This is a genomic window from Oerskovia sp. NPDC060287 (assembly GCF_042726775.1).
Lineage (GTDB): Bacteria > Actinomycetota > Actinomycetes > Actinomycetales > Cellulomonadaceae > Oerskovia > Oerskovia merdavium.
The window spans coordinates 1-10,958 of record NZ_JBHXBO010000011.1 but is presented as its reverse complement, the minus strand read 5'-3'; the positions used below and the strand labels follow the sequence as shown (position 1 = coordinate 10,958).

Here is a 10,958-nt window from a genome sequence, read left to right as displayed (position 1 = left end):
CCCTGACACGGAAGAGGTCACTGGTTCGATCCCAGTATCGCCCACCACAACGAAGGCCGTCCCCACCGGGACGGCCTTTTGTCATACCCCCTCAAAGCGTGGAAATCGTCGGGCCCGACGCCATGGCGCGATCCGTCCCTTGTCGCGACGACGGGTCGCACGTAGCGTCGAGAGCATGTGTCGCAACATCACGGCCCTGCGAGGGCTCGATCCACCCGCCACCGACGAGGAGATCCAGGCGGCCGCACTGCAGTTCGTCCGCAAGGTCGCCGGGGTCCAGAGCGTCAGCGCGGCGACCCGTGGCCCCGTCGACGTGGCCGTCGCCGAGATCGCCGCGACCGTCACGCGGCTGCTCGCCGACCTTCCCGAGCGCCGTCAGCCCCCGAGCACGGTCCCCCCGCTGCGCCGGGCCGAGGTGCGGGCAAGGATCGCCGCGCGCGAGGCGGCAGAGGCCGCGCACGACCGCGCACACCAGCTGGGCCTCGTCCACGAGCACTGACCACCACCGGGTCGGGCACGCCTGGCCTCTCGCGTGCGAGGCCCCGGTTCCCCTCGTGCACCGTCCGAGCGTCTAGGCTCGTCGGGTGGACTCCCCCGCCAACGAACCCGTCAGCGCCTCGATGCGCCGCGCCAAGGCCGAGGCCCGCACCTCGCACGTCACCATCGGCCACGTCCGACGGGTCGACGACGGCCGGGTGACGATCGACTGCTCGTGCGGCATGCAGCTCACCAACGGACCGGACTGGTCGCTCGACGAGCACATCCGGCTGCACCGGGCCGAGGCGCGCTACGTCGCGCTGAGCAAGGTGGCCCCTGCCGGCATGCCCCGCCTCGTCGCCGTGGACCAGGACCGGCTGCCGACGCTCGACTGAGTGCCGGGGCGGTTGGTCCGCCGCGCCGCTCCGACACGCCGGCCGTCAGCTCCTCAGAGCTCGTCCGGGTCGTCCCACGACCGTCCGCTCGACATCCCGTCCGTGGGTCGCCGTTCCTCGTCGGCCAAGGACTGCGGCGCCTTCGAGGCGTCCCCTCCCTCGCGGACGTCGACCTCTGCCTCCTGCTCCAGGGTCAGCCGCGAACGTGGGGAGATGCGTGCGGACGAGACGTCGCTCTCGTTCAGGTCGACCGCGTCAGGGGCGCGGTGCTCACTCGTGCTGCTCATACCCCTGGTCTAGCAGGTCCCACGGTCCGACGCACGGCTCCGCGCCGACCGGGCGGGCGCCCCCAGGGAGAGATCACCCCTCTCCCGGCAGGCGGTGAGACGCAGGAACGGGGCGGTCGGGATGCGCTCCGCGCTTGGCACACTATTTCGCCCTCCTGGCGAGGACTCGCCGCGGACTCTCACCTCCCTCGAACCTCCTCGCTCCCCGACCCCGCGGACCGGCTCGCACCGAGGCCGCGGCGTCGTCGTCGGGCCACGAGGCGCGCCGACGCTCCCCGCGGGCGATACTCGGGCCATGGCTGCCCCGGATCCTCCCCGGGCCCTGCGGGGCCTCTTCCCCACCCTGCAGGGGTACCGTCTCGCCTCGTTGCGCACCGACGTGCTCGCCGGGCTCACGGCCGGCGCCGTGGTCGTGCCCCAGGCCATGGCGTACGCGACGATCGCCGACCTGCCCGTTCAGTACGGGCTCTACACGTGCATGCTCCCGATGGTCGTCTACGCGGCCCTCGGCGGATCGCGCGCGCTGAGCATGTCGACCACCTCGACCATCGCGACGCTCGTCGCGACGTCCCTCGTCGGCCTCTCGACGATCAGCGGGGGCGGCGACTCCGAGGCGCGGATCCGGGCGCTCGCGACGCTCACGGTCCTCGTCGGGGTCATCCTGCTCGTCGCACGCGCTCTCCGGCTGGGCTCCCTCGTGCAGAACATCAGCCATGCGACGCTCACGGGCATCAAGGCGAGCGTGGGGCTGACGGTCGCGGTCGGGCAGGTCCCCAAGCTCCTCGGAGCACGGGAGACCCTTCACGGCCACGGGTTCGTCCCCGAGGTCCGAGCCGCGGTCCGTGCGTTCTCGGACGTCGACGGGACGACCGTGCTCCTCTCGGTCGTCTCTCTCGCGGCGCTCGTCGGCATCGGCCGCCTCTGGCCCAGGCTGCCTGCCCCGCTGCTCGTCGTCGCGGGCGGGATCCTCGCCTCGGCGTTCGGCGGCATCACCGAGCGCGGTGTGAGCCTGGTCTCCCCCATCCCCGCCGGCCTCCCCGCGATCGTCCTGCCGCGGCTCGGCGACGTGCCCCACCTCCTGCCCGCCGCGGCAGCCATCGCGATCATGGCCTTCCTCGAGTCCGTCGCGGTCGCCCGCGAGGTGCGCAACCGCAAGGACCCGCGCATCGACCCCGACCAGGAGCTGCTCGCGGTCGGGGCCGCGAGCCTCGTGGGCGGGTTCACGGCCGTCATCCCCGCCGCAGGCGGCTTCTCTCAGTCCGCGGTCGCCCAGCGGGCCGGGGCACGGAGCCAGCTCGTGAGCGTCGTGACCGCGCTGCTCGCGGTCCTCGTGGCCCTCTTCCTCGCCCCGGTCCTCGACCACATGCCCGAGGCGACCCTCGGCGCGGTCGTGCTCGTGGCCACGCTCGGGCTCGTCGACGTGCGAGAGTTCCGGGCACTGACCCGCTTCGACATGTCCGAGCTGTGGATCGCGGTCGCGACCACGCTCGTCGGGCTCCTCTCCGGGCTGCTCGCGGGTGTCGCCGCGGGCGTGCTCATGACGCTCTTCATCGTGCTGCGCGACCTCGACCGCCCCCAGGTCGAGGTCCTGCGACACGGCCCGGACGGGTGGGAGGCCGCGCCCGACCAGCCGCTGCCGGCCGGAGCGCCGACCGCGGGCGTCGCGCAGAGCACCCCGGGCGCCCTGCCCGGCCCCGGCTCCACGGACACCAGCACGGGCGCGGACCTCCTCGTGCTCCGGCTGCGGGGCATGCTCTACACGGCCAACGTGCGCCCCACGGTCGAGCGCACCGCACAGCTCGCCAGGGCCGCGAGCGCCCGGACGCTCGTGCTCGAGGTGAGCGCCATGGACTGGGTGTCCTCGACGGTCGTCGACGAGCTCGAGGACCTCGACGACGAGCTCGCCGAGAACGGGTGCCGCCTGTACCTCACCGGGGTCGAGCCGGCCCTCGAGCAACGGCTGCGAGCCTCCGACTGGTTCGGCGAGCTCGAGGACCAGGGCAGGGTCGTGAGCACGATCGACTCCGTGGACGTCGCGGGGTCTTCGTCGCGCCCACCGGGACCGACTCCCCCCGGGCGCCCGACGCCGTCAGGCTCCGACGTACCTCCCGAGGCGCCCGGCGCGCACTCCGCTCCTGCCCCGTCCTGAACCCCGGGGCGTGCCGTGGGCGACAACCTGCGCCCGGGATGAAAGGCTCGACCCATGCAGACCTGGCCGGGCCGACCGTATCCGTTGGGCGCGACGTTCGACGGGACGGGGACGAACTTCGCCCTCTTCTCGGAGGTCGCCGAGAAGGTCGAGCTGTGCCTGATCGCCGACGACCTCGACGAGGACGGGCGTCCCCGCGAGACGCGCGTCGTTCTCGAGGACGTCGACGCGCACGTCTGGCACGTCTACCTGCCCGGGCTGGGCCCGGGAGCGCGCTACGGCTACCGGGTGCACGGCCCGTACGACCCGGCGGCAGGCAACCGGTGCAACCCCGCGAAGCTCCTGGTCGACCCGTACGCCAAGGCGATCGACGGGCAGGTCGACGGCGACGAGTCCCTGTTCTCGTACCGGTTCGGCGAGACGCCGGCCGTGCAGGCCGCGACCGGCGGGGCCTTCGCGACGCCCGCGGACGAGGCCCACGGCGCGCCGCACGAGGACGCCGACGACGAGCCGGTCGCAGAAGAGCAGGCGCCACCGGCCCCCACCAACACCGAGGACTCGCTGGGGCACACCATGCTCTCGGTCGTCGTCAACCCCTTCTTCGACTGGGGCCACGACCGCCCGCCCCAGCACGACTACCACGACTCGGTCATCTACGAGGCGCACGTCAAGGGCATGACCATGCTGCACCCCGACGTGCCCGACGAGCTGCGCGGGACGTACGCGGGCATGGCCCACCCGGCGGTGGTCGAGCACCTGCGCGCCCTGGGCGTCACGGCCGTCGAGCTCATGCCCGTGCACCAGTTCGTGAACGACCCGAGCCTGGTCGCCAAGGGGCTCTCGAACTACTGGGGCTACAACACCATCGGTTTCTTCGCGCCCCACAACGGCTACACCGCGTACGGCACGCGCGGGCAGCAGGTCATGGAGTTCAAGGCCATGGTCAAGGCGCTCCACGAGGCCGACATCGAGGTGATCCTCGACGTCGTCTACAACCACACGGCAGAGGGCAACCACCTGGGCCCCACGCTGTCGTTCCGCGGGATCGACAACGCCGCCTACTACCGGCTCGTCGACGGTGACGAGGCCCACTACTTCGACACGACGGGCACGGGCAACTCGCTGCTCATGCGCTCGCCCCACGTGCTCCAGCTCATCATGGACTCGCTGCGGTACTGGGTCACCGAGATGCACGTCGACGGGTTCCGCTTCGACCTCGCGGCGACCCTCGCCCGTCAGTTCCACGAGGTGGACCGGCTCTCGGCGTTCTTCGACATCGTCCAGCAGGACCCGGTCGTGTCCCAGGTCAAGCTCATCGCCGAGCCCTGGGACCTGGGCGACGGCGGCTACCAGGTCGGTGGGTTCCCTCCCCTGTGGACCGAGTGGAACGGCCGCTACCGCGACACGGTGCGCGACTTCTGGCGCGGCGAGCCGGCCATGCTGCCCGAGTTCGCGAGCCGCCTGACGGGGTCCTCGGACCTGTACGAGCACTCCGGTCGCAAGCCCATCGCGTCGATCAACTTCGTCACTGCCCACGACGGGTTCACGCTCACCGACCTGGTCTCCTACGACGAGAAGCACAACGACGCCAACGGCGAGGGCGGGGCCGACGGCGAGAACCACAACCGGTCGTGGAACTGCGGGGTCGAGGGGCCAACCGACGACCCCGAGGTCCGTGCGCTGCGGGCACGTCAGCGCCGCAACTTCCTCGCGACGCTCCTGCTCTCCCAGGGCGTCCCCATGCTCTCCCACGGCGACGAGATCGGCCGCACGCAGCACGGCAACAACAACGGGTACTGCCAGGACAACGAGATCACGTGGATGGACTGGGGTGGCGAGGAGGGGCTCGACGAGGAGCGCAGCAGCCTCCTGGACTTCGCCCGCCGCGTGGTCGAGATCCGGCGGGCGCACCCGCTCCTGCACAGGCGGCGCTTCTTCCAGGGCCCCGCCGGCACGCCCGACGGCGAGATCCCTGACATGGACTGGTTCGACCTCTCGGGCAGCCGCATGGACACGACCGACTGGAACCAGGGGTACGCGCAGTCCGTCATGGTGTTCCTGGGCGGAGACGACCTGCCCGAGCGGGACCGGCGCGGGGAGCCCATCGTCGACGACTCGTTCCTGCTGCTGCTCAACGCCTCGGACCGTGCGCTGGACTTCACGCTGCCCGCCGCGGCCTACGGCGCGACGTGGCGCACCCTCGTGAGCACGGCGGACGGCGCCGAGCCCGAGCCCCTGACCTTCCGCGCGGGCGAGCTGCTCACGGTCTCGTCGTTCGCCACGGTGCTGCTCGTGCGGGCCGAGAAGGAGGCGCTCGCCGGATGACCTCGCGCTACCGCAACATCGCCAAGCCGCCCGACGACGCCCCCATGATCCCCGTCCCCGGCCCGCGCCCGGTCGTCTGGGCGCCCCGGGCCCGCACGATCGAGGTCGTGCTGCCCGGCCCGGCACGGGGCGGCGAGGACTCCCCGGACGGCGAGGCGTCGGCGACGCCTCCCGAGCCCGAGCGTCGCCCCCTGCGCCTGGTCGGGATGCACGTGCCCAACTGGTGGGGGGCCGACGACGAGCTCGAGCCGGGCACCGACTACGGGTTCTCGATCGACGGGGGCCCACCGCTCCCCGACCCGCGCAGCCCGCGCCAGCCCCACGGGCTGCTCGGCTGGAGCCGCTCGTTCGACCCCGCGTTCGACTGGACCGACGAGGAGTGGCGAGGTCCCGACGTGCGGGGTGCGGTCCTCGACGTCGACGCCACGACGTTCACCCCCGAGGGGACGCTCGACGCGGCGGCCGAGCGGCTGGACTCCCTGGCTGCGCTCGGCGTCGCGGTCGTCGAGCTGCGGACGATCGGCTCGGTCGCGGGCGTGCTGTGCCCGCACCTCTACACGGTGTGCGAGGAGATCGGCGGCCCGCGCGCACTCCAGCGGTTCGTCGACGCGGCCCACGCGCACGGGATCGGCGTCTCGCTCGGGGTCGCCTACCACCGCGCGGCCCCCGGAGCGGCCTTCCTCGAGGCCTACGCCCCGTACCTGGCCCCCCTGCGCAGCCGGCGCCGCCCGGCGGGCGCGCCGCTGCCCGCGCTCCCCTCGCGGGACGAGCGCGCCGCAGAGCCGGCCGTGGAGCTGCCCGCGGGGCGCAGGATCAACCTCGACCGCGCCGGCAGCCGCGAGGTCCACGACTGGGTCGTCGACAGCGCCGACCGATGGTTCCGCGACTTCCACGTCGACGCGCTGCGCATCGCCCGCGTCCAGGACCTTGCCGACGCCTCGCCCGTGCACCTCCTGGTCGAGGTCGCCCGCACGGCGGACGCCGCGTCGCTCGCACTGGGGCGTCCGGTGCGGCTCGTGGGCGAGTGCGAGACGGCGGAGCCCCGGATGCTGGTGCCGGCCGAGCAGGGAGGCAGGGGCCTGGGCACGCTGTGGGTCCGCGGTCTCGAGCGGTCCTTCCACGCCCTGGTCGCGGGCGCCCGGGAGGGAGACGCTACGTGGTTCAACGCCCTCAGCAGGATCCTGACGGCGCCCGACGCCGCGCAGGTCATGCTCGGCCTCGGATCGACCGAACGCGTCGACGAGGACGGCCAGGCGATCGCGACCGCGCTGCTCCTCGCCTCGGCCTTCGTCCCGCGCCTCGAGCCGCCTGCGACCGAACGCCTGCGTGCCTGGACCGGCGCGCTCCTGCGCCTGCGCCGGGCCGTGCGGGACGACGCGGCCCTCATCGTGCGCCGCGGACCGGGAGGCGTGGTGCTCGTCCAGCGTGGGAACGCCGTCACGGTCGTCAACGTGGGCCCTCACCCGCGGACCGCGCTGCTCCCCTCGTCCCGACGCGCCTGGACCGTGGCCGCGCGGTGGTCACCGCCGGACGACCCGGCCCAGACCGGCGGGGAGGTCGACGACGTCGCTCGGCCACGGCCCGACCACGCGAGCGCGCGACCGGACCTCGAGCCCCTCGCGCCGGCTCCCGTCGACGAGTCCTCCGTGCGTGTCGCGGGCCGTTCGGCTGTCGTCCTGACCGCGAGGTGACTAGCCTCACCCGCATGGGAAAGCACTCGTCCGGCTCGGCCGGCCCCGCACCAGCACCTGAGGGCAGCGCGGCCCGTTCCGGCAGCAAGAAGTCCGCCGGCTGGGACGTTCCACCCGTCGAGTCGCTGCGCGCGCCGCGCGGGTTCGACCTCGCGGCGTTCGACCGCGCCTCGACCCCCGGGTGGTCCCAGGGGCGCAAGCAGGCCGAGCGGCTGCTCGACGCGCACGCCGACGAGCTCTCGGACCTCCAGGAGCGCCTGTTCGCCGAGGGACGCAGCGGCGGGAACCGTTCGGTCCTGCTGGTCCTGCAGGGCATGGACACCTCGGGCAAGGGCGGGATCGTGCGGCACGTGATCGGCCTGGTGGACCCGCAGGGTGTCCAGCACACGTCGTTCGGGGTCCCCACCGCGGAGGAGCGTGAGCACGACTACCTGTGGCGCATCCGTCGCGCCCTGCCGGACCCGGGCTACCTCGGGGTCTTCGACCGTTCGCACTACGAGGACGTCCTGGTGGTCCGTGTCGACGAGCTGGTCCCCCCGGAGGTCTGGGAGTCCCGCTACGACGAGATCAACGCGTTCGAGCAGGAGCTCGTCGCGAGCGGCACGACGATCGTCAAGGTCGCCCTCTTCGTGTCGCTGGACGAGCAGAAGGCGCGGCTCCGCGAACGCCTCGAGCGTCCCGAGAAGCACTGGAAGTACAACCCTGGCGACATCGACGCGCGCAAGAAGTGGCCCGCCTACCAGGAGGCGTACCAGGCCGTGATCGACCGCACCAACACCGAGGTCGCGCCGTGGCACGTCGTCCCGGCCGACTCCAAGTGGTTCTCGCGGCTCGCGGTCTCCGAGCTCGTGCTCGACGCGCTGCGCCGCCTGGACCTCGGGTGGCCGCCCGCCGACTTCGACGTCGCGACCGAGCTCAGGCGGCTGGAGTCCGCGTGAGCGCGCGACCGTCCTCGGCGAGCGAGCCCAGCCGGGACAGCGCCCGGAAGTACTTCTTGCGGTAGCCGCCGCGCAGCATCTCGTCGGTGAACATCGCGGCCTCGGCACCTGCGGCGCCCGCCCCCTCGGCCTGGCCGCCCGCGAGCAGGACGGGCACGTCGCGGTCGTAGAGGCGGTCGACGAGCACCACGAGCCGCAGCGCGGCCGACTGCTCGGTCACCGGGTGGACCCCGGTGAGCGCGACGAGCGTGACGTCGTCGAGCATCGCGCCGTACTTGCTGGGGTGAACGTGCCGCAGGTGGTCGAGCACCTCGTCGAGCGAGTCGAGCGTCGCGCCCGGGTGGCTCGCCGCGACCTGAGCGACGACGTCGGCGGGCAGGGGCTGCGTCTCGGTCACGACCGCGCGGTGACGGTAGTCCTCGCCGTCGACCCGCATGACCTCGAACCGTGCCGCCATGGCCTGGATCTCGCGCAGGAAGTCCTCGGCCGCGAAGCGTCCCTCGCCCAGCGAGCCGGGCAGCGTGTTCGAGGTCGCGGCGAGTGCGACGCCCCGGTCCGCGAGCTCGCGCAGGAGCCGGGACATGAGGACCGTGTCGCCCGGGTCGTCGAGCTCGAACTCGTCGATGCAGACCAGCCGCTTGGTCGCGAGCGCGTCGACCGTGGCCTGGAAGCCCAGGGCCCCCACGAGGTTGGTGTACTCGACGAACGTCCCGTAGGCCGCGTCGGGGCCCACCGCGTGCGCGAGCGAGGTCAGCAGGTGGGTCTTGCCGACGCCGAACCCGCCGTCCATGTAGATCGCGGGCACGGCCTTGCGCTTGGCGAACAGACCACGCATGCCTCTGCCGGACGCACCGGGAGCGAGCTGGGCACCCACCTCCTCGAGACGGGCGACCGTCGAGGCCTGGCTCGGGTAGGCGGGGTTCGCGCGGTACGTCGCGAAGCGTGCGTCGGCGAAGTGGCGCGGCGGCACGAGGTCCGCGAGAAGTCGCGTGGGCGGCACGACGGGCCGGATGTCCGCGAGCGCCCGCACGCGCGCCGTGCTCTCGGTGCCCGCGTCCGGCAGGCTCGCCGTGCCCGGAGCGGGCGAGGCGGCGGTGCGGGGCGGGTTCGACGAGTCGGACGGGGTCCCGGCGAGATCGGGAGGCGCAGCAGTCACGAGGATCCAGCCTACGCGCACTAGCCTGGCGGGATGAGCGCTGTGTCGGACGTCACCCCATCGAGCCCTGCCCCGTCGCTGCCCGCGCTGGACGTGCTGCTGGGCCCGGGCGGCGCGGGGCACCTCGCCGGGACGCGCCTGGAGGTCACGCCCCGCGAGGAGGAGCTCGCAGCGTTCTACGCGTCCCCGCCGGGGCTGCACGTGCGCGCGAACATGGTCTCGAGCGTCGACGGCGGCGCGTGGGGACCCGACCATCGATCGGGCACCATCAACGACGCGGCCGACTGGCGTGTGTTCCGGGTGCTGCGAGCCCTCGCGGACGTCGTGCTCGTGGGGGCGGGCACAGCACGGGCCGAGGGCTACACCGCGCTCGACGTCCCGCGCGGGCTCGAGCACCTGCGTGCGGGACGCGGCCCGCTCGAGCTCGCGGTCGTCACGCGCAGCGGCCACCTGCCCGCAGCGCTGGCCGCAGGCGATCGTCCGCCGTTCGTCATCACGGACGAGCACGGGGCGGGGATCGCCCGGGCGAGCGTGCCCGCGGACCGCGTCCTCGTCGTCGGGCCCGACGACGGCGCGCGCGCGGGTGCGCCGCTCCCGTCCCAGGACCTCCCCTCCCCCACGCCCGGGCCCGACCTGCGAGCCGGGCTCGCAGCCCTGACCGACCGGGGCCTGACACGGGTGCTGTGCGAGGGCGGCCCGCACCTGCTCGCGGACCTGCTCGCGGCCGACCTGCTCGACGAGCTGTGCGTGACCACGACGCCGGTGCTCGTCGGACCGGGGCCGGGACGGATCGTGGCCGGCATGCCGCCCCTCGTCGCGGGCGCTGCGACCGGCCCCGCGAGCGCCGACCCGCGCCGTCCACGGCTCGAGCACCTGCTGCACGCAGGCGGGACACTGGCTGCCCGATGGGCGCTGCGCTGAGAACGTTGACTAGTCTGGGCCTGTGACCGACACCATCCTCGTCCTGACCGAAGACACCCTCGCCGCCGTGGACGTGGAGCACATCCTGTCCCTGCACCCCGACGAGACCCTCGCCTACCGGGTCCTGGTACCCGCCGACACCGAGCGCAACGTCGTCTCGGCGATCATCGACCACCTCAGCGTGGGAGAGCTCAAGGAGGCGTGGGACGAGGTGCTCGGCAAGGAGCCGTCGCGGGCCCAGGCCACGGCCACCGCCCAGGAGCAGCTCGACGCGAGCGTCGCCGAGCTCCGTGCCGCGGGCCGCGAGGCCGACGGCACGGTGACCGAGGACGACCCGCTGCCCGCGCTGCGCGCCGCGGTCGCCGCCGGTGACGTCCGCGAGATCGCGATCGTGACCTACCCGCACGCGGTCGAGGACACGTTCCACCAGGACTGGGCGTCGCGCGCCCGCGAGGAGCTGCACGTGCCCGTGCTGCATCTGTACTCGGGCACCAGCGAGCTGGGCTGACCCGACCACCCGCACGCCGCGGCCGCACCTCACGACGCGGCGAGCACGACGACGAGCCGCACCCGACGACCGAGCCGCACCCGACGACGAGGGGCCGTCACCACCAGGTGG

The 10,958-nt window shown here is 73.4% G+C and carries 10 protein-coding genes; 8 read left to right on the top strand and 2 right to left on the bottom strand.

Annotated elements, in window-relative coordinates; translation table 11 throughout:
* The first annotated feature begins 175 nt into the window (after window positions 1–175).
* Both ACFWFR_RS01995 and ACFWFR_RS01990 read left to right on the top strand, forming a co-directional pair.
* The gene (locus ACFWFR_RS01995) at window positions 176–499 is read left to right on the top strand and encodes a DUF2277 domain-containing protein (RefSeq protein ID WP_377620827.1); all 324 of its coding nucleotides are present in this window, start codon (window positions 176–178) and stop codon (window positions 497–499) included.
* A gap of 85 nt (window positions 500–584) precedes the next feature.
* Window positions 585–872, top strand: a complete 288-nt coding sequence (locus tag ACFWFR_RS01990) for a hypothetical protein (RefSeq protein ID WP_318244605.1) — start codon at window positions 585–587, stop codon at window positions 870–872.
* Between the two features lie 53 nt (window positions 873–925).
* Here the strand turns inward: ACFWFR_RS01990 and ACFWFR_RS01985 are convergent, their stop codons facing one another.
* Window positions 926–1,159, bottom strand: coding sequence for a hypothetical protein (locus ACFWFR_RS01985; protein ID WP_191804953.1), 234 nt, complete (start codon window positions 1,157–1,159; stop codon window positions 926–928).
* Between the two features lie 295 nt (window positions 1,160–1,454).
* On the opposite strand from ACFWFR_RS01985, the gene ACFWFR_RS01980 reads away from it, so the two are divergent.
* From ACFWFR_RS01980 to ACFWFR_RS01965, 4 genes are read left to right on the top strand one after another with little or no spacing between them, the layout of a single operon-like run.
* Window positions 1,455–3,308: a SulP family inorganic anion transporter gene (locus ACFWFR_RS01980; protein WP_377620825.1), complete on the top strand. Its 1,854-nt coding sequence runs from the start codon at window positions 1,455–1,457 to the stop codon at window positions 3,306–3,308.
* A 54-nt stretch (window positions 3,309–3,362) separates the two neighbouring features.
* On the top strand, window positions 3,363–5,633 hold the full coding sequence (gene glgX, locus ACFWFR_RS01975) for a glycogen debranching protein GlgX (RefSeq protein ID WP_377620823.1): 2,271 nt from the start codon (window positions 3,363–3,365) through the stop codon (window positions 5,631–5,633).
* On the top strand, window positions 5,630–7,324 hold the full coding sequence (locus ACFWFR_RS01970; protein ID WP_377620822.1) for a hypothetical protein: 1,695 nt from the start codon (window positions 5,630–5,632) through the stop codon (window positions 7,322–7,324). The genes glgX and ACFWFR_RS01970 overlap by 4 nt, the downstream gene beginning before the upstream one ends.
* A 14-nt stretch (window positions 7,325–7,338) precedes the next feature.
* Complete coding sequence (locus ACFWFR_RS01965; protein ID WP_377620821.1) at window positions 7,339–8,262, top strand: polyphosphate kinase 2 family protein; 924 nt, start codon at window positions 7,339–7,341, stop codon at window positions 8,260–8,262.
* Here ACFWFR_RS01965 and zapE read toward each other — a convergent pair.
* On the bottom strand, window positions 8,240–9,325 hold the full coding sequence (gene zapE, locus ACFWFR_RS01960; RefSeq protein ID WP_377620868.1) for a cell division protein ZapE: 1,086 nt from the start codon (window positions 9,323–9,325) through the stop codon (window positions 8,240–8,242). The genes ACFWFR_RS01965 and zapE overlap by 23 nt on opposite strands.
* 126 nt (window positions 9,326–9,451) lie before the next feature.
* Here zapE and ACFWFR_RS01955 point away from each other — a divergent pair, with 126 nt between their 5' ends.
* Entirely contained in the window at window positions 9,452–10,339 is an 888-nt protein-coding gene (locus ACFWFR_RS01955) for a dihydrofolate reductase family protein (RefSeq protein WP_377620820.1), read from the top strand.
* A 22-nt stretch (window positions 10,340–10,361) separates the two neighbouring features.
* Window positions 10,362–10,847, top strand: a complete 486-nt coding sequence (locus ACFWFR_RS01950) for a hypothetical protein (protein ID WP_377616421.1) — start codon at window positions 10,362–10,364, stop codon at window positions 10,845–10,847.
* Window positions 10,848–10,958: the final 111 nt, after the last annotated feature.

Bases quoted from the DNA above. Each gene is read 5' to 3' on its own strand.
- ACFWFR_RS01985 (WP_191804953.1), bottom strand. From the start codon at position 1,159: ATGAGCAGCACGAGTGAGCACCGCGCCCCTGACGCGGTCGACCTGAAC.
- glgX (WP_377620823.1), top strand. From the start codon at position 3,363: ATGCAGACCTGGCCGGGCCGACCGTATCCGTTGGGCGCGACGTTCGAC.
- ACFWFR_RS01995 (WP_377620827.1), top strand. From the start codon at position 176: ATGTGTCGCAACATCACGGCCCTGCGAGGGCTCGATCCACCCGCCACC.
- ACFWFR_RS01965 (WP_377620821.1), top strand. From the start codon at position 7,339: ATGGGAAAGCACTCGTCCGGCTCGGCCGGCCCCGCACCAGCACCTGAG.
- ACFWFR_RS01970 (WP_377620822.1), top strand. From the start codon at position 5,630: ATGACCTCGCGCTACCGCAACATCGCCAAGCCGCCCGACGACGCCCCC.
- ACFWFR_RS01955 (WP_377620820.1), top strand. From the start codon at position 9,452: ATGAGCGCTGTGTCGGACGTCACCCCATCGAGCCCTGCCCCGTCGCTG.
- ACFWFR_RS01980 (WP_377620825.1), top strand. From the start codon at position 1,455: ATGGCTGCCCCGGATCCTCCCCGGGCCCTGCGGGGCCTCTTCCCCACC.